The organism is Aeromonas sp. NJAU223 (assembly GCF_051125555.1).
Classification (GTDB): Bacteria; Pseudomonadota; Gammaproteobacteria; order Enterobacterales; family Aeromonadaceae; genus Aeromonas; species Aeromonas veronii_G.
This window is the reverse complement of record NZ_CP144204.1, coordinates 294,810-318,134: the sequence shown is the minus strand read 5'-3', so window position 1 is coordinate 318,134 and position 23,325 is coordinate 294,810. Positions and strand designations below refer to the sequence as shown.

At 62.3% G+C, this 23,325-nt stretch carries 23 protein-coding genes; 8 read left to right on the top strand and 15 right to left on the bottom strand.

Annotated features, from left to right (window positions below; translation table 11 throughout):
• Positions 1-61: 61 nt before the first annotated feature.
• Positions 62-733 (bottom strand): cell division ATP-binding protein FtsE, encoded by a 672-nt coding sequence (ftsE, locus tag VZC39_RS01525; RefSeq protein WP_434665168.1) that lies wholly within the window; start codon positions 731-733, stop codon positions 62-64.
• Between the two features lie 196 nt (positions 734-929).
• Positions 930-2,699, bottom strand: coding sequence for a signal recognition particle-docking protein FtsY (ftsY, locus tag VZC39_RS01520; protein WP_349920682.1), 1,770 nt, complete (start codon positions 2,697-2,699; stop codon positions 930-932).
• A 111-nt stretch (positions 2,700-2,810) separates the two neighbouring features.
• On the opposite strand from ftsY, the gene rsmD reads away from it, so the two are divergent.
• Together rsmD and VZC39_RS01510 are read left to right on the top strand one after the other, a co-directional pair.
• A complete protein-coding gene (gene rsmD / locus VZC39_RS01515; protein WP_349920681.1) occupies positions 2,811-3,440 on the top strand; it encodes a 16S rRNA (guanine(966)-N(2))-methyltransferase RsmD in 630 nt (209 codons plus the stop codon).
• Between the two features lie 358 nt (positions 3,441-3,798).
• A complete protein-coding gene (locus VZC39_RS01510; protein WP_349920680.1) occupies positions 3,799-4,110 on the top strand; it encodes a DUF1145 domain-containing protein in 312 nt (103 codons plus the stop codon).
• Between the two features lie 40 nt (positions 4,111-4,150).
• On the opposite strand, the gene VZC39_RS01505 is transcribed toward VZC39_RS01510, so the two are convergent.
• Both VZC39_RS01505 and fabR read right to left on the bottom strand, forming a co-directional pair.
• Positions 4,151-4,516, bottom strand: a complete 366-nt coding sequence (locus VZC39_RS01505) for a YijD family membrane protein (RefSeq protein WP_349920679.1) — start codon at positions 4,514-4,516, stop codon at positions 4,151-4,153.
• A 17-nt stretch (positions 4,517-4,533) separates the two neighbouring features.
• Positions 4,534-5,154: an HTH-type transcriptional repressor FabR gene (gene fabR, locus VZC39_RS01500; protein ID WP_349920678.1), complete on the bottom strand. Its 621-nt coding sequence runs from the start codon at positions 5,152-5,154 to the stop codon at positions 4,534-4,536.
• A gap of 149 nt (positions 5,155-5,303) precedes the next feature.
• Here fabR and VZC39_RS01495 point away from each other — a divergent pair, with 149 nt between their 5' ends.
• Positions 5,304-6,422 (top strand): acyl-CoA desaturase, encoded by a 1,119-nt coding sequence (locus VZC39_RS01495; RefSeq protein ID WP_434665163.1) that lies wholly within the window; start codon positions 5,304-5,306, stop codon positions 6,420-6,422.
• A gap of 463 nt (positions 6,423-6,885) precedes the next feature.
• On the opposite strand, the gene VZC39_RS01490 is transcribed toward VZC39_RS01495, so the two are convergent.
• From VZC39_RS01490 to tatA, 4 genes are all read right to left on the bottom strand, one after another.
• Positions 6,886-8,136, bottom strand: a complete 1,251-nt coding sequence (locus VZC39_RS01490) for a phospholipase D-like domain-containing protein (protein WP_434665161.1) — start codon at positions 8,134-8,136, stop codon at positions 6,886-6,888.
• A gap of 194 nt (positions 8,137-8,330) precedes the next feature.
• Positions 8,331-9,791, bottom strand: coding sequence for a transglycosylase SLT domain-containing protein (locus VZC39_RS01485; protein ID WP_434665159.1), 1,461 nt, complete (start codon positions 9,789-9,791; stop codon positions 8,331-8,333).
• A gap of 121 nt (positions 9,792-9,912) precedes the next feature.
• On the bottom strand, positions 9,913-10,209 hold the full coding sequence (locus VZC39_RS01480; RefSeq protein ID WP_349920674.1) for a YfcZ/YiiS family protein: 297 nt from the start codon (positions 10,207-10,209) through the stop codon (positions 9,913-9,915).
• Between the two features lie 14 nt (positions 10,210-10,223).
• Positions 10,224-10,385, bottom strand: a complete 162-nt coding sequence (gene tatA, locus VZC39_RS01475) for a twin-arginine translocase TatA/TatE family subunit (RefSeq protein WP_434665156.1) — start codon at positions 10,383-10,385, stop codon at positions 10,224-10,226.
• Positions 10,386-10,656: 271 nt separating this feature from the next.
• Here tatA and VZC39_RS01470 point away from each other — a divergent pair, with 271 nt between their 5' ends.
• Positions 10,657-11,625 carry a LysR substrate-binding domain-containing protein gene (locus VZC39_RS01470; RefSeq protein WP_349920672.1) on the top strand — a complete coding sequence of 323 codons (969 nt, stop codon included), beginning with the start codon at positions 10,657-10,659 and terminating at the stop codon, positions 11,623-11,625.
• Between the two features lie 25 nt (positions 11,626-11,650).
• Here VZC39_RS01470 and VZC39_RS01465 read toward each other — a convergent pair whose 3' ends face one another.
• Complete coding sequence (locus VZC39_RS01465) at positions 11,651-12,250, bottom strand: YhgN family NAAT transporter (RefSeq protein WP_434665153.1); 600 nt, start codon at positions 12,248-12,250, stop codon at positions 11,651-11,653.
• A gap of 99 nt (positions 12,251-12,349) precedes the next feature.
• Positions 12,350-12,595: a YecH family metal-binding protein gene (locus tag VZC39_RS01460; RefSeq protein ID WP_434665152.1), complete on the bottom strand. Its 246-nt coding sequence runs from the start codon at positions 12,593-12,595 to the stop codon at positions 12,350-12,352.
• A gap of 208 nt (positions 12,596-12,803) precedes the next feature.
• Here VZC39_RS01460 and VZC39_RS01455 point away from each other — a divergent pair, with 208 nt between their 5' ends.
• Positions 12,804-14,087 (top strand): dicarboxylate/amino acid:cation symporter, encoded by a 1,284-nt coding sequence (locus VZC39_RS01455; RefSeq protein WP_434665149.1) that lies wholly within the window; start codon positions 12,804-12,806, stop codon positions 14,085-14,087.
• A 70-nt stretch (positions 14,088-14,157) separates the two neighbouring features.
• On the opposite strand, the gene VZC39_RS01450 is transcribed toward VZC39_RS01455, so the two are convergent.
• Together VZC39_RS01450 and VZC39_RS01445 are read right to left on the bottom strand one after the other, a co-directional pair.
• Positions 14,158-14,472, bottom strand: a complete 315-nt coding sequence (locus VZC39_RS01450; RefSeq protein WP_349920668.1) for a DUF2007 domain-containing protein — start codon at positions 14,470-14,472, stop codon at positions 14,158-14,160.
• A gap of 38 nt (positions 14,473-14,510) precedes the next feature.
• The gene (locus VZC39_RS01445) at positions 14,511-15,413 is read right to left on the bottom strand and encodes a LysR family transcriptional regulator (RefSeq protein WP_349920667.1); all 903 of its coding nucleotides are present in this window, start codon (positions 15,411-15,413) and stop codon (positions 14,511-14,513) included.
• A 97-nt stretch (positions 15,414-15,510) separates the two neighbouring features.
• Between VZC39_RS01445 and VZC39_RS01440 the strand changes: the two genes are divergently transcribed.
• Positions 15,511-16,563 carry an HlyD family secretion protein gene (locus tag VZC39_RS01440; protein ID WP_349920666.1) on the top strand — a complete coding sequence of 351 codons (1,053 nt, stop codon included), beginning with the start codon at positions 15,511-15,513 and terminating at the stop codon, positions 16,561-16,563.
• Entirely contained in the window at positions 16,563-18,116 is a 1,554-nt protein-coding gene (locus tag VZC39_RS01435; RefSeq protein WP_349920665.1) for a DHA2 family efflux MFS transporter permease subunit, read from the top strand. The genes VZC39_RS01440 and VZC39_RS01435 overlap by 1 nt, the downstream gene beginning before the upstream one ends.
• Positions 18,117-18,174: 58 nt before the next feature.
• Here VZC39_RS01435 and VZC39_RS01430 read toward each other — a convergent pair whose 3' ends face one another.
• Entirely contained in the window at positions 18,175-18,801 is a 627-nt protein-coding gene (locus VZC39_RS01430; protein ID WP_349920664.1) for a lysoplasmalogenase, read from the bottom strand.
• Positions 18,802-18,973: 172 nt separating this feature from the next.
• Here VZC39_RS01430 and VZC39_RS01425 point away from each other — a divergent pair, with 172 nt between their 5' ends.
• On the top strand, positions 18,974-19,132 hold the full coding sequence (locus VZC39_RS01425) for a hypothetical protein (protein ID WP_349920663.1): 159 nt from the start codon (positions 18,974-18,976) through the stop codon (positions 19,130-19,132).
• 94 nt (positions 19,133-19,226) lie between these two features.
• On the opposite strand, the gene VZC39_RS01420 is transcribed toward VZC39_RS01425, so the two are convergent.
• Positions 19,227-21,791: a TRAP transporter permease gene (locus VZC39_RS01420; protein WP_434665144.1), complete on the bottom strand. Its 2,565-nt coding sequence runs from the start codon at positions 21,789-21,791 to the stop codon at positions 19,227-19,229.
• Positions 21,792-21,871: 80 nt separating this feature from the next.
• Positions 21,872-22,843, bottom strand: a complete 972-nt coding sequence (locus VZC39_RS01415; RefSeq protein ID WP_349920661.1) for a TAXI family TRAP transporter solute-binding subunit — start codon at positions 22,841-22,843, stop codon at positions 21,872-21,874.
• Positions 22,844-23,325 lie beyond the last annotated feature (482 nt).

Genomic DNA, 23,325 nt, shown 5'->3' with positions numbered 1-23,325 from the left:
CCCTCCCCGTTTCGTGAGACAGTGACCACTAACCAGGGTTGTTCATGGCGGCTCATGGACATCACGCCTCCTCCTGCTCTTGCGAATACATGCGACCCGCCTTGAGGGTCAGGGTGCGATAGCGCATGCGGGCGATGAGGCCCAGGTCATGGGTGGCGATCAGCACCGAGACGCCGAAGCGGTTGAACTCCTCGAACAGTCGCATGATGTCCATGGAGAGCTGGGGATCCAGGTTGCCGGTAGGCTCATCCGCCAGCAGCAGTGGCGGCTTGTTGACGATGGCACGAGCGATGCCGACCCGCTGCTGCTCACCACCGGAGAGCATGCGTGGCTGGTAACGCTCCTTGCCGAGCAGCCCCACCTTGTCCAGTGCCGCCGCCACCCGCTTGTTGATGTCCCCATGGCTGTAGCCATCGATCACCAGAGGCAGGGCCACGTTGTCGAACACGGTTCTGTCCATCAGCAGCCGGTGATCCTGGAAGATCATGCCGATCTGGCGACGCACATAGGGGATCTGGCCCCGCTTGATCTGGCTGACATCATCCCCGTGGAAGAAGACCCGGCCATCGGTCGGCCGCTCCATCACGCTGATGAGCTTGAGCAGGGTACTCTTGCCTGCCCCGGAGTGACCGGTCAGGAAGGCCATCTCTCCTTTGCGCAAATGGAAGCTGACTTTCTGCAGCGCCTGATGACCGCCGCTGTATACCTTGCTGACCTTATCGAAACGAATCATTCGGCTCCCTCATATTGACCAGTCCCGACCGGGATTGAAGCTCGGGATGCTCATTCAATGGCATCACCTGACAGCTTGCATGCCGTCACCGCGACCGTACACCTTGTTGATCTTGTCCCTGTGAGCCATCACAAACCCTGATAGCGACATGCCCCGATCGGGGTCGGGGCATGGCACAGGTTCATCACGACGGGACTTACTCGTCCCGGCTGAACAGCGCCTCGATAAAGTCGTTGGCGACGAAGGGACGCAAGTCGTCGATCCCTTCGCCCACCCCGATGTAACGGATCGGGATCTGGAACTTGTCCGCCACCGCGAAGATGACCCCGCCCTTGGCGGTACCGTCCAGCTTGGTGAGGGTGATGCCAGTCAGGCCCACCGCCTCGCTGAACAGCTTGGCCTGGCTCAGGGCGTTCTGGCCGGTGCCCGCGTCCAGGGTCAGCATGACCTCGTGGGGGGCTTCCTCGTCCAGCTTCTTCATCACCCGCACCACCTTCTTGAGCTCTTCCATCAGGTTGCTCTTGTTCTGCAGGCGGCCGGCGGTATCGGCGATCAGCACGTCGGCGCCACGGGAGCGCGCCGCCTCGATGGCATCATAGATGACGGAGGCGGAGTCGGCGCCGGTGTGCTGGGCGATGACCGGAATGTTGTTGCGCTGACCCCAGACCTGCAGCTGCTCGACGGCAGCGGCGCGGAAGGTGTCACCGGCGGCCAGCATGACGTTCTTGCCCTCGGCCTGGAACTGCTTGGCCAGCTTGCCGATGGTGGTGGTCTTGCCCACCCCGTTGACGCCGACCATCAGGATCACATAGGGCTTCTTGCTGGTGTCGATGACCAGAGGCTGCTCGACCTTGGTCAGCATCTCTCCCATGTCCTGCTTGAGCAGACCGTAGAGCGCCTCGGCATCCTTGAGCTGCTTGCGATCCGCGTGCTGGATCAGGCCGTCAATGATACGGCTGGTAGTATCCACCCCGAGATCCGCCGTCAGCAGCTGGGTCTCCAGCTCCTCGAACAACTCGTCGTCGATCTTCTTGCCACTGAACAGGCCGAAGAAGCCGGAACCGATGTTCTCCTTGGTACGCACCAGGCTGCGCTTGAGGCGGGCGAAGAAACCCTCCCGTTGCGGCTTCTCCTGGGTATCGTCATCGACCTTGGCAGCCAGTGGCAGCGCGGCCAGGGCGGCAGCTTCCGCCTCCATCGCGGCGACCAGGCGCAGATCTTCCGCTCGCTGGGCCTCTTTGGCGATACGAGCTTCTTCGGCAGCCTGCGCTTCAACAGCAATACGGGCTTCCTCGGCAGCCTGCGCTTCAGCGGCAATGCGCGCTTCTTCGGCAGCCTGCGCTTCGGCGGCAAGGCGAGCCTCTTCGGCAGCCTGCGCCTCAGCGGCAAGGCGAGCCTCTTCGGCAGCCTGCGTTTCAGCAGCAATGCGAGCTTCTTCGGCAGCCTGCGTTTCAGCAGCAATGCGAGCTTCTTCGGCAGCCTGCGTTTCAGCAGCAATGCGAGATTCTTCGGCAGCCTGCGCTTCGGCGGCAATGCGAGCCTCTTCGGCAGCCTGCGCTTCAGCAGCAATGCGAGCAGCTTCCGCTGCCTGCGCTTCGGCGGCAATACGAGCCTCTGTGGCGGCCTGCGCCTCGGCAGCAACGTGAGCAGCTTCCTTAGCCTTTTGACGTGCGGCCTCCTGGGCCTCGGCCGCCTCATCAGCGATCAGGGCCTCGTTGACGATGACGGGCTCCAGCTCGGAGGCGCACTCTTCCACCACCAGCGGACCTGCATCCGGCGTTTCGGGGAACTCTTCGGCGGTAGTAACGGCTGCCTCGGGCAGGGGAGCATCAGCAACGGGAGCGGGGGCGGCACTGCCCTCGGGCTCTGCGATCACCGGGGTGGCTGCGGGGGCCTCTGATGGGGCGACCTCGGCCTCTTCTTTCTTGCGGCCGAAACCCAGCCAGGAAAACAAACCTTTTGCCATCTAAAAAATACTCACTTCGTTGGCTGACTGCTAAGATAGCCGTCCCTCGGTGGGCCGACATAAAAATGAACCGGCTTATACTACCACTTTATTTTCTGACGACGAAACGCGATGCCCAGAGTGAAAACCAGCCGTAACAACCCCAACCCCAAGCCTTCTTCACAAGGCAAAAGCGGGTTCGTAAGAATCATCAGCGGCCAATGGAAGGGGCGTAAACTGCCGGTCAGGGACCTGGATGGACTCAGACCCACCACGGATCGCGTCAAGGAAACCATCTTCAACTGGCTGGCCCCCCATGTACGCGGTACCCGCTGTCTCGACCTGTTTGCCGGTAGCGGCAGCCTGGGGCTGGAGGCGCTCTCTCGCTACGCCGAGCAAGTGACCCTGATCGAGATGGACAAAGGGGCCGCCGAACAGCTCAGAAAGAATCTGGCGGTGCTCGGCAGCCAGCAGGGCAGTGTCATCCAGGCTGATGCCGTCAGCTGGTTGCAGGGGCCGGCGACCCCCTTCGATCTGGTGTTCCTGGATCCACCCTTTCGCCGTGAGCTGCTGCCCCAGGTGTGTGACCTGCTGGAGCAGCGGGGCTGGCTGGCGCCGGATGCCCTCATCTATCTTGAACGGGAAAAAGAGATGGCCGATCTGGCGCTGCCCGCCAGCTGGCAGCTGCTCAAGGACAAGCAGGCCGGCCAGGTTTGCTATCAGCTCTATGTACGGGACACCCGGCATGACTCTGCGGTGTGAATGCCGGTGGACGACGGGCGCTGGGCCCTCCCCGTCCAGGCGGACAACAACTCAAGGGCAAGCAGACCGATCGGGTCTGCTATCAGCTCTATGTACGGGACACCCGGCATGACGCTGCGGTGTGAATGCCGGTGGAAGGCGGGCGCGGGACCCTCCCCGTCCATGGGGACAACGACTCAAGGACAAGCAGACCGATCGGGTCTGCTATCAGTTCTATGTACGAGACACCCGGCATGACGCTGCGGTGTGAATGCCGGTGGAAGGCGGGCACTGGGCCCTCCCCGTCCAGGCGGACAACGACTCAAGAACAAGCAGACCGATCGGGTCTGCTATCAACACTATGTGCGGGAGGTAAACGATGAAGCGGGTGTTCAATCTGTTGGCGATGGGCGTATTGCTGTTCTTCTGGCTCGGCGTAATCCTCGCGCTGCTGGGTACCCTGCCGGGCAAGCTGAACGGCTTCCTGCCGGTCTGCGGCCTGATCGTGGCCCTGATGCACTGGGTACAGGCCAGCCTCATCAAGGCTGCCTGCAAGCCCTACTTCGCGGTCACCCGGCTCGAGTTCACCCAGGTGCTGGTCTTCGGCATTTTCGGCATGATGGAGATCCGCGCCAAGCTGCAAGCCATCATCGACGCCAAGCAGAAAGGCACGCCCCCGGAGGGCAACTGATCTTTCATCCCGCTTTTCAGCCCCGCAAAGGAGTGATTCGTCACTCCTTTGCTTTTTTCCCCACGCTGATGCCGAGTTTGATGGAGAGCACCGCCAGCAGCAGCAACATGGTGATCAGGGAGAAGAAATTGCTGCCAAGCTCCGGGTATTGCACCTTGATCAATGCTGAATGGCCGAAAACACCGATGAAAAAGCTGAGAAGCATGCAGGTCGGGGTATTTCCCACCATGGGTTCATGACGATAGTGCTGGTAGAGCTGATAAGCCGCCAGTACCAGGGCAATCAGGGGGAAGAAGGAGAAAGGCACGGCCGACTCGGTCACCACCGACAGGAAGGCATCACCACAGATGCCCACCAGCATCGCCAGCAGCAGGGGTTTCTTCGGGATAGGGTTCGGTTCATGCATGTCAGTCCATCCTTGCGTTAAGAGAGTGATTCACGACGCTTGCGATTCAGTACCTCGGCCCCCATGGCGATCATCCGCAACTGGCTGATGGTGCGATCGGAGAGGGCCTTGCACTCCTCGCTGGTCATGTCGAGGGCATCTGCGCCTGCACTGAAGACGATGGTGACCATGGCCTCGGCCTGAATGAAGGCCTCTTCCCGCGGCGCCTCCGTGGTCGCCTCCAGGTAATCGGTCAGCTCGGCGATGAAATGCTGGATCTCCCGGGCCACCGCCTGACGGAAAGCCGCCGAGGTGCCGGAGCGCTCGCGCAGCAGCAGGCGGAAGATGTTCGGGTTGTTTTCCACGAATTCCATGAAGGTCTGCACCGAGGTGCTGATGACGCTGCCACCCCCGGCGATACGCTGACGCGCCTGACGCATCAGCTGGCGCAGGGTCAGCCCGCCCTCGTCCACCAGGGTCAGCCCCAGTTCTTCCATGTCACGAAAATGGCGGTAGAAGGAGGTCGGCGCTATGCCCGCCTCCCGTGCCACTTCCCGCAGGCTGAGGTTGGAGAAGCTGCGGTTGGCACAGAGTTGACTGAATGCAGCCTCGATCAGCGTACGCCGGGTTTTTTCTTTTTGTTGCGCGCGAATACCCACGAAAACAGTCACCTTGAGGTTAGCGAGGCCAAATGATAACCCGAAGGCAGGGCCGGGATCAGGTTTGTCTCCCACTTTTTTACCATTGACCCACATTCCGGCTCAATGGAGAATAGCGCACAGCTGTTCGCTGAAAGGAACCGAGTGAAATGGAACGTCCCCCGATCATCATGACCAACACCCTGCTGTTCACCCTCTCCGGGCTGACGGCACTGATTGCTGTGCCCTGGTACGGGCTGACCCATGGCTACGATCTCTGGCAGTGGCTCAGCTTCCTGCTGCTGTTCTGCTATTGCGGCATCTCCATCACCGCCGGTTACCACAGGCTCTGGTCCCACAAGGCCTACAAGGCACACCCGATCCTGCAGTGGATCTTCGCCATCGGCGGTGCCCTCGCCCTGCAGAACTCGGCCCTGCACTGGTCCTCGGATCATCGCCGCCACCATCGTCACGTGGATGACAACCATCAGGATCCCTACAGCGCCGGTCGCGGCTTCTGGTACTCCCATATCGGCTGGATGTTGCGGGAGTATCAGGGCGAGGTCTACCACGACTACAGCAACGTGCGGGATCTGCAGAACAACCCCGTCGTCGCCTTTCAGCACAGGCACTACCTGGCCCTGACCCTCGGCACCAACATCGGCATCCCGCTGCTGCTGGGGCTCATTCACGGGGATCTGCTCGGCATGCTGCTGCTGGCCGGGGTGCTGCGCATGGTGATGACCCACCACACCACCTTCTTCATCAACTCCCTCGCCCACATCTGGGGCAGCCAGCCCTTCACCGATCGCAACAGCGCCCGGGACAACGGCATCCTGGCCTTCTTCACCTTCGGCGAGGGGTATCACAACTTCCACCACCTGTTCGAGAACGACTACCGCAACGGCATCCGCTGGTGGCAGTTCGATCCCACCAAGTGGCTGATCCGAAGCGCTGCCTGGTGCGGGCTGGCGAAGGATCTGCGCTCCTGCCCGGAGGAACGCATCGAGCAGGCCAGGTTGCAGATGCAGTTGAAACGGGCCCAGGCCAGGTTGCACAAGCAGGATGACAGGGAGCTGTGGCAGGCCTTGCTGCAGGAGGAGTACGACAAGCTGAGCCAGCAGATCCAGCACTACTACGCGAGCCGCAAGCGGCTGCTGGAGCTGCGCAGGCGCAAGGCGCTGGCCCGTTACGACAGGCTGAAGCTGCAGCTGGAATACCGCACCCTGCGCGATGGCTTCATCGCCAGCAAACGCAACTGGAGCCGATTGCTGGCTGGCATCGCCTGAGGCAAGTCCCACAAAAAGACCGCCAGTTGGCGGTTTTTTTGTGGGCGACACGCCAGACAGGCATAAAAAAATGGGGCGACATTCGCATGTCACCCCCTCGCAAATAGCATGTTCCATATTGGGTTCCGAGCCTTGGGAGAGACTGTTTCACCTCACGGGTTTCCGCTCCCGATCCGAGGTGACGCCTGCCGGAGCAATCCGGTCGACCCATTCCCTCCCACTCTCTTCGCCCACACGACGGCACGCCGCCGTGTTTGTCCTTGCGCTTGAAATAGTACGCAGTTGGATAAAATAAAAAACCGTTTTGTGGGGCTCGATATGCAAACCACAACCAGACCTACTGCTTTCACATCAGGCAAAAAACGATTAAAAACAAAGCGATAAAAAGGCCAAGAGAGATTGGATGGCAAACGTTATCCACCAAGGCGCACAAGGCTTTGCGAGATCTCGCACAAGAGCGCCGTCACAGCCAGGGATGCAATGGCAACCAGTCGCTCAGCTTCGCCAGCAGACGCCGCACCGCCGACGGGGCCGCAACCCGCTGGACGGAGACCTGCAGCCAGCGCTCCAGCCACTGCTGCAGCTCGGCGCACAGCAAGGGACTGTGCAGGTGCAGCATCAGCTCGGTGTTGAGCATCAGGGAGCGGGGATCCAGGTTGAAGCTGCCGAGCAGGGCCTCTTCCTCCCCCATCAGCACCAGCTTGGCGTGCAGGCTCAGGGCCTCGTCATTCAGCTCGAACAGCGCGATCTGCTGGCGCGCCAACCAGGGTTTGTGCCGACGATAGGCCCCATAGACCAGGGGCACGTCCGTGCTGGCCAGGGAGTTGGTCAATATGGTGATGCTCACCCCCGCCTCCCGCTGCCGTCTGAAACTGCGCCGCAGGCTGCGGGTCAGGATCAGGTAAGGACTCACCAACCGCAACGCCCCCGGATTGCTGAGCAGGCGACGACTCAGCTCCCGCGCCATGGTTGGCCGGGCCACCAGCCCCTTGCCCGGTCTGTCGAAGCAGAGTTCGCCCTGCCCCTCATGCCAGCGCAGGGGGACGGGCTCATCGTCGAACAGGGTGGCGGGCAGATCATAAAGAGCCGCCACCCCGGGTTCGGTCAGGGTGAGCAGGAAACCATTGACCGCCGTCACCTCGGCGGGCAGCAATTTTCGCCGCAGCAGACGGCGGATGGGGCGACTCCAGCGGCTGCGCCAATAGAGTGAAAAACCCTGCTCGGCCTGCCGGCAGATGGCCCCCCGGCAGGCCAGATCCAGATCGACGAAGTGAGGGGCCTCCCCCAATCCGAAGTAGCGATCGCCGATGTTGCGACCCCCGATCACCCCCTGACAGCCATCCACCAGCAACAGCTTGTTGTGCATGCGGTGGTTGATCCGTCGAAAACTCAGCAGCCCTTCGAGCAGCAGGGTCAACCGTCGCCAGCCCCGCAGCCAGAAAGGGTTGAACAGGCGCACTTCGATCCCCGGTTCATGGGCCACCATCTCCAGCAGGCGGTTGTCACCGACATAGAGATCGTCGATCAGCAGTTGCACTCTCACCCCGCGCCTGGCGGCGTGCAGCAGCTCGGCCAACAGCAACTTGCCACTGCCATCCTCGTCCCAGCTGTAATACTGGGCCTGGATCCGGCTGCGGGCACTGCGGATCAGCTGGCAACGCAGCTTGAGGGCGGCGCCAGGATCGTCCAGCAGGGCAAATTCAGCGGGGATCAAGGTTCATCTCCTTGTCATGAGGTCGTGGCATAACCCGGGCAAGAGCCCCAAACACACTGTGCCAAGGAGTCGATCATGGAGCTTAGTGACAGCCCCACCCTCAGCCACAGACCTCAGCTTTGCCAGCCGGAGCCCGTCACCAGAGTGCTGTCTCCCTGGTATCTGCAGCACAGGGATCGGGGCTGGGATGAGGATCAGGGTCGCGCCGCCTCGATGGCCTCGGTCTTGCCCTCCAGCTGAGGCAGGCTGAAACGATAGGCCACGTAATACTTGTAGATGGTGCCGACGTAGTTGATGGGCCCTTGTCCCACCTCGTTGGCCACCAGTTGTTCCACGTTGCCAAACCAGACATTCGGATCCAGCCCCCTGGCTTTCGCCTTGGCCTGCAGCGCCTGCACCCGGTTGGGCCCTGCATTGTAGGCCGCCAGCGCGAACAGATGGCGGTTGAGGTTGTCCATTGCAGGGTCGTTGAAATAGATGTCCAGGATGTGGCGCAGGTAGCGGCAGGCCGCCTCCACATTGCCCTCCAGGCTGGTGAGCCTGGCCCCGCGGATCCCGACGGCACCGCCGGTGCTCGGCAGCAGCTGCATGATGCCGACCGCCCCCTTGTTGGAGCGGACATTGGGGTTGAGCCCCGACTCCTTGTAGCCAAGGGCCGCCAGCATCAGCCAGTCCAGCTGGTATTTGCCTGCCTGGGTTTCTATCACCTTGCGGATGGTCGACAGCCGCCCCAGGGGATCCGGCGCCAGTATGTTGCTCATCTGCTCGCTTCGGGCCAGCAGGCGACGCAGTGTCATGTCGCTGTAGAGAGTGCGCTTGCTCGCCTCCGAGATATAGGCGTTCACCGCCTTGAGCAACTCGGGGTCGTTCTTGCGCAGGGCCCAGGCGCTGCGGCCCTTGTCCCGCAGGGGGATCAGCTTGTGGGCCTTGAGCCCCCCTATCATGTCGAGCCAGATCCGCCCCTTGAAACTGTCGGTCACGGTGAGCGGTATGATGCCGGCCGCCACCATCTCCATCAGGTCGCCATCTTGCAGGTATTCGGGCACCGTCTCGATATAGACGGGGGGCAACCCCAGCTCGCGGAACAGCCAGTTCAGCTGGGTCAGGCTCTCATGGTAGCTGGAGCTGGCACGCACCCAGATCCGCCGCCCAGAGAGCTGGGTGATGCGGTTGAAGGCGGGCAGATCCCGCTGGCTCACCACCCACTCCTCGATCGGGGCGATAAGGGGCTGGGAGAAGGTCACCTGTTCGCGTCGGGTCGGGGTCACCGTCATGTTGGCGGCCACCAGATCCCCGCGCCCCTCGGTGAGGTAGTCCAGCAGCTTGTCCTGACGCACCGAGATATAGATGATCTTGAGTTTCAGTTTCTCGTTGGCGAGATAGGTCTTGTTCAGCCAGCGCTCGAAGCCCTGCAGCTGATTGACCAGAATGCCGTACTGGGTCCCCTTGTCGAAGAAGAAGAAGCCCCGCTCATAGACCACCAGGGCCCTCAGTTCTTTCTTTTCCAGGATGTGGGCAAGATCCCCGGGCTGGGGCAGGAGTTTGGGCCTGACGTCCACAACCCGAGACGCGGTCGCACTGGATGGAGGGGCGGGATCCGCCGCCTGCAAGGGAAGGGAACAGAGTGCCAGCAGGAGCCAGATCCATAGCCGCATGTCATCTCCTTCTGCTGGCCGACGCCCGGAACAGGGGTTGCCCACGGGATAACTCAATATAGAACGGGAGAAGCGGCTGGAGGTCAAGACGGCAGGCGAGCCTGCCGTATCATCACTGGGCTCAGAGGGAACGGGCACGCATCTCGAAGATCAGCTTCTCGGCGGTGCAGGTGAATTGCAGACGAGCCTTGAGGATCACCCCATCGGCGCCTTGTGTCAGCTCACTGTGGCACTCGGCCTCGGCACTGACCTGTTTGGCCAGCGCTTCGTAGCCGGCCAGCTTGGCGCGAGCGTCGGCTTCTGCCGCGGCCTCGATCACCAGCTCCATCACATCATCACCTTCCCCGATGATGGTTCCAATCTCGGCCATGCTGCCGCAGCTGTCACAGGTTTCCAGCACTTCATCTTTTACAGACATCATTCAACTCCTACTTATTTCGGCTGCGTATCATCGTCACGCAAAGCCTTGCGAAAGTCCTTGATGGCGGTACCCAGATCCTCGCCGGCACCGGCCAGGCGCTTGCTGCCAAACACCAGCACCACGACCAGCAGCAGGATCAACAAATGCCAGATATGAATTCCACCGAGTCCCATCGGGATACTCCTGACTGATAGATACCGATTGTTTGTATCAAAAGAAAGCGTAGAGATTGTTGGGCGAAATCAAGACAGGTGCAAGTTTGCGAGTCAATCGGCAAAAAAATACGGCGACCATGGCCGCCGTACGAGTCAGTGCTACTTGTCCCCTCAACCGCTACATCCTGTACCAGCCGCCACAAGGCGAGAGACAGGATCGAGCATAGGGTCGCCAAGATATGAAAACAAATGGTATAAATTCATCTGAGAATTGACGAGGATTCATATCATGTTGTTGGAACAGCTCGGGCGCATCGACCTTAATCTATTGATCATTCTTCAGGTATTGCTGGAGGAGCGCAACGGCAGCCGGGCCGCCCGTCGGTTGCACCTGAGCCAGTCCGCCGTCAGCAAGGCCCTCGGCCGCCTGCGGGAAACCTTCGACGATCCCCTGTTCGTGCGCTCCGCCTACGGGCTGGATCCCACCCCCCGCGCCCTGGATCTGCAACAACAGCTGCAGCCCATACTGCTCTCCCTGGACAACCTGATCCAGCCGCCCGCCTTCGATCCCGCCAGCACGGAGCGAGAGTTCGTCATCGCCAGCATGGACAGCGCCTTCACCCTGTTTGCCCCCCTCTACCTGAGCGAACTCAAGCGCCAGGCCCCCGGCATGCGGTTGCGTTACGAGGAGTGGACAGAGCACAGCCTGACCGAGATGAGCCAGGGCCAGGTGGATATCGCCTTCACGGTGCGGGAGAACTGCATCAACTCGGATTTTCGCCTCGATACCTTGCCCAACGCCATCTGCCAGCGCTTGCTCGCCATCGATGACCTCACCTGTCTGGTGCAGCCGGATCACCCGGCGCTGCAGGAAACCGACTGGGATCTTGCCCGCTATCTGGCCTATCCCCATGTGCAGACCTACTGCGAAGGGCGGGATCGCTGGATGCTGGATCACAAGCTGGCGGAGCAGGATCTCTATCGCCGGATAGAGGCCACCGTGCCCACCTTCGAGGCGGCGCTGCGCATGGGCATGCACTCGGACATGATAGTGACCCTCTCCCGGCTCTACGCCCGCCACGCGACCCAGGTCTATCCGCTGGTGCCGCTACCCCTGCCGGTGGCGCTGGAGAGCATCTCCCACCTGCTGATCTGGCATCAGCGCCACGACGCGGATCCGGGTCATCGCTGGCTGCGGGAGACTCTACTCACCCTCATCATGGGCAAGCTGGAGACCCCGACGGTCGAGGCTGCCTGAACAGAGCCCCGTTCAAAGACGGGGTTTATCCCTTGCCGGTCACTTCCAGGTAGTGGTGTACCCCGTCCAACAGCATCTGCACCGAGATCATCACCAGCAGCATGCCCATCAGCCGCTCAAGGGCGGTGAGTCCTCGCTCACCCAGCAGCTTGTTGAATACCTCGTAGAACATCAGGATCACGGCGCTGGCCCCCCAGGCCATCAGCAAGGCCAGGGACCAGTCCGTCATCCGGGTCGGCTCCTGATTCGCCAGCAGCAGCAGGGAGGCGAGGATGGAGGGGCCCGCGATCATGGGGATGGCCATGGGCACCAGGAAGGGCTCCTCACCGGCGGCAAGGCCGGTCACCCCACCCGGGGTCGGGAAGATCATCTTGATGGCGATGAGGAAGAGGATGATGCCACCGGCGATGCTCACCGCCTCCTGGCGCAGGTTGAGGAAGCTCAGGATCTGCTGACCGACGAACAGGAAGGCCAGCATGATGGCCAGGGAAAAGAGCAGCTCACGGATCATCACCTTGCGGCGCCGCTTGGGATCGACGTGGCGCAAGATGGAGAGGAAGACCGGCAGGTTGCCCAGCGGATCCATGATCAGAAACAACATGACGGCAGCGGAGAAAGTATCCATACAACGTCCTGGCTAAGCCTTCAGCAGGAAAAGAGAGGTCGGAATACTAACAAAGGGCGGGAGATTGCGCGAGCCACCGGGGGCGGCTCGCCGTCGGCCTCAGCCGTGATTGCAGATCTTGTCGGCGCTGGTCTGGAAACCCTCTTCGGATTCGATGAACTTGCCGCGCTTGGCCAGAAAATCGATCAGGGCATCGGCATCCATCTCGCTGGCGCTGCAGGTGTGAAAGCGGGCATCGGCACCGAAGTGCTGACCGATCGCCAGCTTGAGGCTGGCACGGCTGAACTGCCCCCCCTGTTCCAGCATCATTTCCATCACTTCGTGACCATGTATCGATTGGGACATCTGAAACCTCGTTAATTATCATGTCAGATGTCAATTAAACCCCCGGCGACCATTCCCGATCTTGATATAGACCAATAAATTGCCCTTTTTCATGCTACCGGGCTGGTCGTGGCCGCCGCATTGTCGATAATGTGGCAACTCGATCGAGGGATGGCTACACTAGCGCCCCTTTTTGCCCTCGCAGTCAGAAAATAAGGACATTGGCGTCATGCTGTTCCATGGATGGGCCTTCAAGCCCTGGCGGATCTGGACCCGCCGCCCGCTCTGGTTGAAGACCCTGCTCGGCATGCTCGGCGGTATCGGGCTCGGACTCTGCTTCAGCGAGCAGGCGTTGCTGCTCAAGCCCATCGGCGTGCTCTTCGTCAACACCATACAGATGCTGATGGTGCCCCTCATCTTCTGCTCCGTCATCGCCGGTCTGACAGCCCTGCTCAGAGGTAAGGCCCTGGACAGGATCAGCGGCAAGGCCATCACCCTCTATCTGTTCTCCACCGCCATCGCCATCTGCATCGGCCTGATGATGGGCTGGCTGCTGGAGCCCGGCATGGGCGCCAATATGGGGCCCTACGAACGGGTCGGCGCCATGGCACAGCCCACCCTGGCCAGCGTGCTGAGCCATCTGGTACCCCGCAATCCCATCCAGGCCATGGTGGATGGCAAGGTACTGCAGGTATTGGTCTTCGCCATCGCCCTGGCCCTGGCCCTCAATGCCAGCGGTCGCCGTGGTCGTCCCGCCATCCGCTTCTTTGCCTCATTGGCAGAGGGCATGTTCAAGCTGACCCAGATGGTGATGGTGCTGGCCCCTTACGGCGTCTGTGCCCTGATGGCCTGGATGACCGGCAAGTACGGGCTGGATCTGCTGCTGCCCCTGCTCAAGGTGATCGGCGCCGTCTACCTCGGCTGCCTGCTGCACGTGCTCGGGGTCTACAGCAGCCTGCTGCTCCTGCTGGCTCGCCTCAATCCCCTGCACTACTTCAAGAGCATCCTCGATGCCCAGGCGGTGGCCTTCACCAGCAGCTCCAGCAGCACCACCCTGCCCATCAGCCTGGCCTGCGCCGAGCGCAGGCTGGGGGTCTCCCCCGCCATCACCGCCAAGGTGCTGCCCATCGGCGCCACCATCAACATGGACGGCACCGCCCTCTATCAGGGAGTTACCGCCCTGTTCGTGGCCCAGGCTTTCGGGGTGGATCTGCACGTGGTGGATTATCTGACCATCATCAGCATCGCCACCCTGGCCAGCATCGGCACGGCGGGAACCCCGGGCACAGGGCTGATGCTGCTCACCCTGACCCTCACGGCCGTGGGCCTGCCCCTGGAGGGCGTCGCCCTCATCGCCGGCATCGACCGTTTGCTGGACATGGCCCGCACCACGGTCAACGTCTCCGGGGATATTCTGGTATCCGTGCTGATCGCCCGCAGCGAGGGGGAGCTGGATCTGGCGACCTATCACGACGCCAACGCGGGTGAGGACATCGACTTCACCCTGCGCTGAGGTGTCACAGGGTACAGGCGAACGCCTGAGGCTCCTCTGTTACCCAAGAGGATCGAGGAGTGGAAGGGGGTCAGTGGTCGTGGGGATCGTGGTGGCAGTGCCAGCAGATATCGAAGTTGGCACCATTCTCCTCCCCACACTGACCGCAGAGCCAGCCGTTGCCCTGACGCTGCTGATAACGCTCGATGATCCGCCCTGCCCGGCTGCGATCCGCCTCGCACACCATCAGGGTCACCTGCAGCAGATCCACCGGCAACTCCCCCAGCGCCCCCGACAATCCTTCCCCGCTGAGCCGCACCCGCACTCCCTCGACCTCCAGCGCCCCCTTCAGGGCGTGAGCCTCCAGGGAGTGAGAGGCCCGATACAAATTGATCCACTCTTCCATCGCGTCTCCTCCATGCAGCCTGTCGATGCCGCAGCCACTCACAACAGGTTGTCGATGCCGTAATCAGGCCCGTTCGCAACCAGAAAATCGATAAAAACCCGTAACTTGCGCGGCATCAGCCGTCGCTCCGGGAACAGAAGATAGATCGGCACCTTGGGCTGACGCCAGTCGGGCAACAGGGCCACCAGGGCGCCACTCGCCAGCTCATCATGGCACAGCATGGCAGGCAGGGAGGCCAACCCCAACCCGGTCTTGGCCGCCTCCCGGGCACAGGTAATGTTGTTGACGGTGAATCTGGCAGGGGGATCGACCAGCACCTCCCGACCATCCAGTTCAAAGCACCAGTGCGATGCGAGAAACCCGGTGCTCACCGTTATCCGTTCATGGCGCACCAGATCCTCAGGCCGCTCCAGACCCGGGTTGCGCGCCAGGTATTCGGGGCTGGCGCAGAGCAGGCGCTCCGTGCTCCACAGCCGACGGGCCGCCAGATTGGAGTCGTTCATGTCGCCGATCCGCACGATGGCATCCAACCCCTCGCTGATGGGATCCACGATGCGGTTGGTCAGCTCCAGCTCCACCCTCAGCCCCGGATAGGCCTGCAGAAAACGCGCCACCAGCCGACCCACCACCAACTGCCCCGTCTCGATGGGCACCGCCAGCTTGAGGGTGCCGGTCACCTCCTGCTGGCTCGCGCTCAGCATCAGTTCCGCCTGGGCCAACTCCTCCACCGCCTTGCTGCAGCGCAGGTAATACTGCTCACCCGCCTCGGTCAGGGTGAGCTGGCGGGTGGAGCGATAGAGCAGGCGCGCCCCGAGTCGCTGCTCCAGCTCGGCGATGCGGCGGCTGACCGTCGCCTTGGTCATCCCCAAGTCCTGGGCCGCCGCGGTAAAGGAGCCCTTGTCGACGATACGCACCAGGATCAAGGCAGCATTCAGGTCCATTGTCTCACCAGTGAAACTGTATATCTCATGCAGGGATACTAATCGAAACAGTGGGCCGATGTTAGCCTGCACCCCACAGTTCAGGAAAACCAATATCATGAGTCAACACAAGAAGATCCCCCTGCTGGCCGCACTGGTGCTGGCCGTGCTCGGCACGCTGTTCGCCGCCTACTGGTATCTCCATGGCCGCTATTTCGAGAGCACCGACAACGCCTATCTGCAGAGCGAGGTGACCGGTATCGGCTCCAAGCTGCCCGGCTACATCGGCGAGGTGCTGGTGACCGACAACCAGGAGGTGAAAGCGGGCCAGCTGATCGCCCGGCTGGATGATCGGGAGTACAAGACCAAGGTGCTGGAAGCCGAGGCGGACTTGCGCCTCAACCAGGCTACCGCCGAAAACCTGGCCGCCACCCGCACCCAGCAACTGAGCCAGATCCGTCAGGCCGAGGCCAAGGTCGCCTCCGCCAACGCCGAACAGGTGCGGGCCCAGCAACAGGTGCGCCGCGTCAGTCAGCTCAATCAGCGCCACTACAGCTCCCAGGACAGCCTGGACGAGGTACAGGCCGGCCTGCAGGTCAATCAGGCCCTGTTGCAGGAGGCCAGCGCCGCCCTGCAGGCAGCCCGTGAGCGACTGCTGGTACTTGACGCCGAGGCCAAGCAGAACCAGGCCAGACTGGCCCTGAGCGAGGCCCAGCTGCAGCAGGCCAAGCTGGAGCTCGGCTACACCGAATTGCGGGCGCCCGCCGATGGCATCATCGGCAAACGCAGCCTGCGGGAAGGGCTCTACGTGCAGTCCGGCATGCAGGTGGCGAGCCTGGTGCCGCTGCAGCAGGTCTGGGTCGAGGCGAACTTCAAGGAGACCCAGTTGCAGCACATGCAGCCGGGCCAGAAGGTGGAGGTGATCCTGGATGCCTATCCGGATCAGCCGGTAGAAGGCATCATCGACAGCCTGGCCCCCGCCACCGGCGCCAAGTTCGCCCTGCTGCCGCCGGAGAATGCCACCGGCAACTTCACGAAAATTGTGCAGCGGGTACCGGTCAAGATCCGCATCCCCGAGCCCGGGGTACTGACCGGCAAGCTGCGGCCGGGCCTCTCCACCGAGGTGATCGTGGATACCCGCACGCCTGAGCCCCAGGTTGCGGCCCACTGATGGACGCCATCCCGCGCCGTAACTGGATCGCGGTCATGGGGGGCCTGATCGGCGCCTTCATGGCCATCCTCGACATCCAGATCACCAACGCCTCCCTGAAGGACATTCAGGGAGCGCTATCCGCCACCCTGAGCGAGAGCTCCTGGATCTCCACCTCCTACCTGGTGGCGGAGATGATCGCCATTCCCCTGAGCGGCTGGCTCAGCCGCGGCCTGGGGGCGCGCCGCTATCTGCTGTGGACCACGGGGGCCTTCATCATCGCCTCCGTGCTCTGTTCGTTCAGCTGGAACCTCACCAGCATGATCGTGTTCCGGGCCCTGCAGGGGTTCACCGGCGGCGCCCTCATCCCCATGGCATTCTCCCTCATCATCAGCCTGCTGCCCCTGCACAAGCGGGCCACCGGCATGGCGCTGTTCGGTCTGTGTGCCACCTTCGCCCCCACCATAGGGCCGACCCTGGGGGGCTGGCTGACGGAGCAGCTCTCCTGGCACTACATCTTCTACCTGAACGTGCCCCCCGGCCTGCTGGTGATGGCCATGCTGGCCCACGGTCTGGACAAGAAGATGGTGGACTGGGAAGTGATCAAACGGGTGGATCTCGTCGGGATCCTCACCATGGCGGTGGGGTTGGGGCTGCTGGAGGTGGTACTGGAAGAGGGCAACCGGGAGGACTGGTTCGGTTCCAGTTTCATCGTGCGCCTGAGCGTCATCTCCGTGGTGGCACTCATCTTCTTCGTCATCAGCCAGCTGCTGCGCCGCCACCCCCTGGTCAACCTGCGACTGCTGCACAGCCCGCGCTTCGCGCTGGCCTGTTTCGCCTATCTGGTGCTCGGCATGGCGCTGATGGGATCCATCTATGTGCTGCCCCTCTACATGACCCAGATCCACAACTACAACGCGCTGGAGATTGGCGAAGTGCTGATGTGGATGGGGTTGCCCCAGTTGCTGGTGCTGCCGCTGGTGCCCAAGCTGGTGACCAAGATAGACCCTCGCTACCTGGTGAGCTTCGGCTTCCTGGTGTTCGCCATCAGCTGTTTCATGAACATGCACATGAGCGCCGATTATGCCGGGCCCCAGCTGATCCAGTCCCTCGTCGTGCGGGCGCTGGGCCAGCCTTTCGTGATGGTGCCGCTCTCCCTGGTGGCCACCGCCAGCCTGACCCCGGACGAGGTTCCCTCCTCCTCCACCCTGCTCAACGTGCTGCGCAACCTCGGCGGTGCCATCGGCATCGCCATCATCGCCACCATGCTGGACAACGACACCCGCATCCATGCCAGCCAGATCGGCAGCACCCTGGCCGCCAGCAGCATCGAAGGGCAGAGCTACCTGCTGCAACTGGCCCAGAACATGATGGCGCAGGGAGCCGGCCCCGAGCAGGCGCAGTTGCAGGCCCAGGCCATGCTGGCAAACACCATCAATCGGGAAGCTACCATCATGGCCTACAACCAGGTGTTCTACGTGATGGGGGTCTTCCTGCTCATCGCCAGCGCCCTGATGCTGCTGCTCAAGCAGCCGCCCCCCAAGGCGGCCGATGCCGAGCCCATGGAGGCGTGATACAGCAACGAAAAACGGGCCATCTGGCCCGTTTTTTTATGGTCGGAATAGGCGGTTCTCAGCCCGCCAGGGAGGCTGCAATCAGGAACTGGGCGGCGTAGTAGCTGCTCATGATCCAGGCCTTGGCGTGGGGGAAGGGGCGGCGGAAGCGATCGAGGGCCAGCATGCTGTCGGAGAAGAGGAACATCAAGGCCCCCACCAGGGCGGCGGCGCTGCCCGCCGTCAGGGAGGCGTGCCAGGCACCGGCGGCCACCCAGGCCATGGCGATGATCACCAGCATGTAGCAGAACACCGGGATCTTCATCTCACCCAGCTTGCTCCACAGCAGGCCGAACACCATGCCCGCCACCGCCAGCAGCAGCAGGCCATCCACCAGCTTGAGCACCAGGGGCCCCTGGGCGAAGCCCACGATGTAGCACAGATGCGCGACAAGAAATGCCGCCAAACCCTGGATGAAACGATCCCGTGGCAGCATCAGCAGCACGTCGCCGGCCAGCGACAGGCAGAGGCCGAGCAGGATCCAGGCGTTGGATCCATTGTGATCATCACTCTGGTAACCGAAGGCGAGGGCGATGATGAACAGCATGGTCAGCGGCTTGCTGATGTAGAACTGACGGGCATCCGAGCCGTAGGCTGCGCGGATGTGCCACCAGCCAGATGCGATGATCAAGAAACTCAATAACATGCCCTGCTCCTCACCGGCTGCCCACCCTGAAGCGGCTGCCTCTTTAATGACCGACAGATTAACAAATTCCCGTGAGCAGTGGCAGGGGGCGCAACAGATGGAACCCTACGCCTAAAGTCTAATTGCCCCCTTTCCCCGGCTCGGGCATAAGAGTCCACTCAGGAGGATCACCATGGAAGACGCAATGACCAACTATCTGCCCGCCATCGACATCATGATGTGCCATCTGGGGATCAGCTTCGAGCAAGCCTGTGAACAGCTGGGCCTGAGCCAGCAAGAGCAACAGACCCTGGATCTGCTGCAAAAGCAGCAGCAGGCTCAGCCAAACTGAGCCTGCCGACAATGGCACGCCCTGTGCCATCTGGTGGACGCAGCCAACCGTGCTGACCCCATATTGAAAACGGCGCCCGAGGGCGCCGTTTTGCTTAGTGACTTGTTTTGCGTCTGCGTTGCAGCCAGACCACCAGGCCGAACAGCAGGAAGCCGGGCAGCCACATCAGCTCCTTGTTCCAGCGCTCGGTGGGTGCCTTGACGGAGAGGATCTGCTGATCGATCTCCAGCCCCAGCTCGGCGGCCGGTGAGCCGAAGCCCACGTTGTCCAGCAGCACCTTGCCATCCTGCTCATAGAGGGCAAGACCCAGATGCTCGAGGCGTGCCTCGCCACCCGCACCGTCCGGCACCGGCAGCAGCACGGTGAACTGGCGCAGCTTGCCGACCGCATCTTCCCCTTCCATGCGCAGGCGCAGGGTGCTCTCCGCATCCACCTGCCCCATGGTCTGGACCAGGGCGGCGGGATCGGTGTCGCGATAGGGGTCGTGCACCATGTCCATCCAGAAGCCCGGACGGAACAGGGTGAAGGCCACCAGCAGCAACAGCACGTTCTCGTACCAGCGGCTCTTCACCAGGAAGAAGCCCTGGGTGGCGGCGGCGAAGATCAGCATGGCGGCGGTGGCCACCGCGAAGATCAGCACCCCGTGGGCGAAGTCCACGTTGATGAGCAGCAGATCGGTGTTGAAGATGAACAGGAACGGCAGCGCCGCGGTGCGCAGGCTGTAGTAAAACGCCGTCACCCCGGTCTTGATGGGATCCCCTTTGGAGACGGCGGCCGCGGCGAACGAGGCCAGCCCCACCGGCGGGGTCACATCCGCCATGATGCCGAAGTAGAACACGAACAGGTGCACGGCGATGAGCGGCACGATGAGGCCGTTCTGCTGCCCCAGGGTGACGATGACCGGCGCCAGCAGGCTGGAGACCACGATGTAGTTGGCGGTGGTCGGCAGACCCATGCCGAGGATCAGGCTCAGCACGGCGGTGAGCAGCAGCATCAGCAGCAGGTTGCCCATGGAGAGGAACTCCACCAGATCCGCCAGCACCAGACCGACCCCGGTCTGGGAGACGGCCCCGACGATGATGCCCGCGGTGGCGGTGGCGATGCCGATGCCGATCATGTTGCGGGCGCCGGCGATCAGCCCCTCACGCAGATCCACGGCCCCGTCGACGAAGCTGCCGTAATCGTGCTTGCCGTCGGTACGCAGCCAGTTCAGCAGCGGCCGCTGGGTCAGCAGGATCACCACCAGCATGACGGTACCCCAGAAGGCGGACAGGCCGGGGGAGAGACGCTCCACCATCAGGCACCACACCAGTACCACCACCGGCAGCAGGAAGTGCAGGCCGGAGAGCAGCACGGCGCGGGTGTTCGGCAGCTCGTCCAGGGGCTTGTCCGGATCTTCGGCAGGCAGGGGATCGTTGCTGGCGGCGATCTTGAGCAGCCCCAGGTAGGCGACGGCCAGCAGCACGGCTACCCCCGGCAGGGCGTATTCACCCAGGGCAGGCTTGAGCCAGCCGAGGCCGTAGTAGACCGCCATGGAGAGGCCGCTGATGAGGGCCGCACCGAAGGCGAAACCGGTCAGGCGACGCAGCCAGGGCTTGGGCTGGTGATTGCCGATGGGCTCCATGCCGAGCTTGAGCGCCTCCAGGTGGACGATGTAGAGCAGGGCGATGTAGGAGATGGCCGCCGGCAGGAAGGCGTGCTTGATGATCTCCACATAGGGGATGCCCACATACTCCACCATCAGGAAGGCGGCGGCCCCCATGACGGGGGGCATGATCTGGCCGTTGACCGAGGAGGCCACCTCGACCGCTCCGGCCTTCTCCTTGGAGAAGCCGACCCGCTTCATCATGGGGATGGTGAAGGTGCCCGTGGTCACCACGTTGGCAATGGACGAGCCGGAGATGACCCCGGTCAGGGCCGAAGCTACCACGGCCGCCTTGGCCGGGCCGCCGCGCAGGTGGCCGAGCAGGCTGAAGGCGAGCTGGATGAAGTAGTGACCGGCACCGGCCCGCTCCAGCAGGGCGCCGAACAACACGAACAGGAAGACGAAGCTGGTGGAGACCCCGAGGGCGATGCCGAACACCCCTTCGGTGGTGATCCACTGGTGGTTGGCCAGCGCATGCAGGCTGACCCCGCGGTGTGCCAGCAGGGACGGCATCCAGGGACCGGCCAGGCTATAGGCCAGGAAGACGATGGCGATGACCGCGAGGGCCGGCCCCAGGGCACGGCGGGCGGCTTCCAGCAGCAGCGGTACGCCGATGCAGGCGACCACGAAGTCCATGGTGGTCAGGTTGCCGGGGCGCTGGGCCAGCTCGGCATACATGATGAAGAGGTAACCGGCTGCGGCGGCACCGATGAGGCCGAGGGCGATGTCCGCCAGTGGCACCCTGTCTCGCGGCGACGTGCGCAGGGCCGGGAAGACCAGATAGGCGAGCAGGATGGCGAAGGCCAGATGGATGGAACGGGTCTCGGTGTCGTTGAACACACCGAAGCCCAGGGTAAAGGGCAAGGGGGAGGCGATCCACAGCTGGAACAGGGACCAGAGCAGGGCGAGGCCGGCGATGGTGGCGCCCATGGCACCGATCGGCAGGCGGGCTCCCACATCCTGGGCGATCAGCTCTTCGGCCGACAGCGCCTCTTGTTGTTGTGCTTGTTGCATAGTGTGACTCTGTTGCTACCGCTTATAAGCAAGACTCGCCCCGGGCGGGGCGAGTCTGGGGGGATGAGACACCGGGGCCGTTACAGCCAGCCACGCTCCTTGTAGTAGCGCGCGGCGCCTTCATGCAGGGGAGCGGAGAGGCCCACCTTGATCATGTCGGCTTCCTTCAGATCGGCGAAGGCCGGGTGCAGACGCTTGAAGCGATCCAGGTTGTCGAACACCGATTTCACCAACTGGTAGACCACTTCCGGATCCGCCTTGGCGCTGGTGGAGAGCACCGCCTTGCCACCGATGGACGGGGTCGGGTTCGGGCTGCCCTTGTAGAGGCCACCGGGGATCTCGGCCTTGGTGTAGTAGCTCTTCTCCGCCAGCAGCTTGTCGATCTCCGGGCCGGTCACCGGCACCAGCACGGTGGCCGTGGTGGTGGAGGCTTCCTGGATGGCACCGTTCGGGTGGCCCACGAAGTAGCTCATGGCATCGATGTTGTTGTCACCCAGGGCGGAAGCCTGCTCCGCCGGTTTCAGCTCGGAGACCAGGCTGAAGGCGGACTTGTCCCAGCCCTTCACCGCCATGATCTCTTCGAAGGTATCCCGCTGGCCGGAGCCCGGGTTGCCGATGTTGACGCGCTTGCCCTTCAGATCGTCGAAACCGGTGATCTTGGCATCCTGACGGGCCAAGATGGTGAAGACTTCGCTCTGCAGGGAGAAGACGGCGCGGATGTCCTCCATGGCACCTTCGGCCTGGAAGGGTGCCAGCCCCTTCATCGCCTTGTACTGGTGGTCGGACTGCATGATGCCGAAGTTGAACTCACCGCTGCGGATGCCGTTGACGTTGGCCACGCCACCACCACTGGCCGGAGCGTTGCACTTGATCTGGTGATCGGCTGCGCCACGATTGAGGAAGCGGCAGATGGACTGACCCGCCACATAGTAGACACCGGTCTGACCGCCGGTGCCGATGGTCACGAACCGCTCGGCGGCCTGTACCTGGCCACCGAATGAGGCCCCGACCAGGGCAGCAGACAAGGCGCACGCCAAGGATAATCCTTTCATGTTGTTCTTCCTTTTCATCGATTTATCTCACCCGATTCCCGGGTGAATATGAGTCAGGCCCGCATCAAGGCCGGGCCTGTCTATATGACCTCATACGAGGAAGGGGTCGGGCGAAAACGGATGCCCTTCCCAAAGCCACCATCGTCCTGTGGTGAGATAATCAGCATCATGCCGATCGAGGGTGATTCGACCAGAAGAGGGTCGGATCAAAAGTTGTAACCACTCGATTAAGCACAGGGCGCCAACATTAATCAAACAAAACAGCAAAATGGCGGATTAAAATAGCGAGAAATTTGAAGCGGATCATCAATTTTTTGCTGAGGGATCCATTCACGCTGTCGGTGGGTCGGAAGGTCGGTGACGGAAAGAAGATTCCTTTGCAGCCCTTTCAGGACAAGGGGCGAGAGGTAAGTCAGTTATGCTAACCATGTATGAAATGGCAGAATAAAAACAACGTTTAGCGTGATTTTTGCAGCAGAACA

Excerpts from the sequence above, each read along its gene's own strand:
- VZC39_RS01470 (WP_349920672.1), top strand. The coding sequence starts at position 10,657 with ATGTTGTTGGAACAGCTCGGGCGCATCGACCTTAATCTATTGATCATT.
- VZC39_RS01485 (WP_434665159.1), bottom strand. The coding sequence starts at position 9,791 with ATGCGGCTATGGATCTGGCTCCTGCTGGCACTCTGTTCCCTTCCCTTG.
- ftsE (WP_434665168.1), bottom strand. The coding sequence starts at position 733 with ATGATTCGTTTCGATAAGGTCAGCAAGGTATACAGCGGCGGTCATCAG.
- VZC39_RS01415 (WP_349920661.1), bottom strand. The coding sequence starts at position 22,843 with ATGAAAGGATTATCCTTGGCGTGCGCCTTGTCTGCTGCCCTGGTCGGG.
- VZC39_RS01420 (WP_434665144.1), bottom strand. The coding sequence starts at position 21,791 with ATGCAACAAGCACAACAACAAGAGGCGCTGTCGGCCGAAGAGCTGATC.
- VZC39_RS01425 (WP_349920663.1), top strand. The coding sequence starts at position 18,974 with ATGGAAGACGCAATGACCAACTATCTGCCCGCCATCGACATCATGATG.
- VZC39_RS01460 (WP_434665152.1), bottom strand. The coding sequence starts at position 12,595 with ATGTCCCAATCGATACATGGTCACGAAGTGATGGAAATGATGCTGGAA.
- VZC39_RS01430 (WP_349920664.1), bottom strand. The coding sequence starts at position 18,801 with ATGTTATTGAGTTTCTTGATCATCGCATCTGGCTGGTGGCACATCCGC.
- VZC39_RS01495 (WP_434665163.1), top strand. The coding sequence starts at position 5,304 with ATGGAACGTCCCCCGATCATCATGACCAACACCCTGCTGTTCACCCTC.
- VZC39_RS01440 (WP_349920666.1), top strand. The coding sequence starts at position 15,511 with ATGAGTCAACACAAGAAGATCCCCCTGCTGGCCGCACTGGTGCTGGCC.
- VZC39_RS01505 (WP_349920679.1), bottom strand. The coding sequence starts at position 4,516 with ATGCATGAACCGAACCCTATCCCGAAGAAACCCCTGCTGCTGGCGATG.
- VZC39_RS01455 (WP_434665149.1), top strand. The coding sequence starts at position 12,804 with ATGCTGTTCCATGGATGGGCCTTCAAGCCCTGGCGGATCTGGACCCGC.
- ftsY (WP_349920682.1), bottom strand. The coding sequence starts at position 2,699 with ATGGCAAAAGGTTTGTTTTCCTGGCTGGGTTTCGGCCGCAAGAAAGAA.
- VZC39_RS01445 (WP_349920667.1), bottom strand. The coding sequence starts at position 15,413 with ATGGACCTGAATGCTGCCTTGATCCTGGTGCGTATCGTCGACAAGGGC.
- VZC39_RS01480 (WP_349920674.1), bottom strand. The coding sequence starts at position 10,209 with ATGTCTGTAAAAGATGAAGTGCTGGAAACCTGTGACAGCTGCGGCAGC.
- VZC39_RS01450 (WP_349920668.1), bottom strand. The coding sequence starts at position 14,472 with ATGGAAGAGTGGATCAATTTGTATCGGGCCTCTCACTCCCTGGAGGCT.
- VZC39_RS01435 (WP_349920665.1), top strand. The coding sequence starts at position 16,563 with ATGGACGCCATCCCGCGCCGTAACTGGATCGCGGTCATGGGGGGCCTG.
- VZC39_RS01465 (WP_434665153.1), bottom strand. The coding sequence starts at position 12,250 with ATGGATACTTTCTCCGCTGCCGTCATGTTGTTTCTGATCATGGATCCG.
- rsmD (WP_349920681.1), top strand. The coding sequence starts at position 2,811 with ATGCCCAGAGTGAAAACCAGCCGTAACAACCCCAACCCCAAGCCTTCT.
- tatA (WP_434665156.1), bottom strand. The coding sequence starts at position 10,385 with ATGGGACTCGGTGGAATTCATATCTGGCATTTGTTGATCCTGCTGCTG.
- VZC39_RS01510 (WP_349920680.1), top strand. The coding sequence starts at position 3,799 with ATGAAGCGGGTGTTCAATCTGTTGGCGATGGGCGTATTGCTGTTCTTC.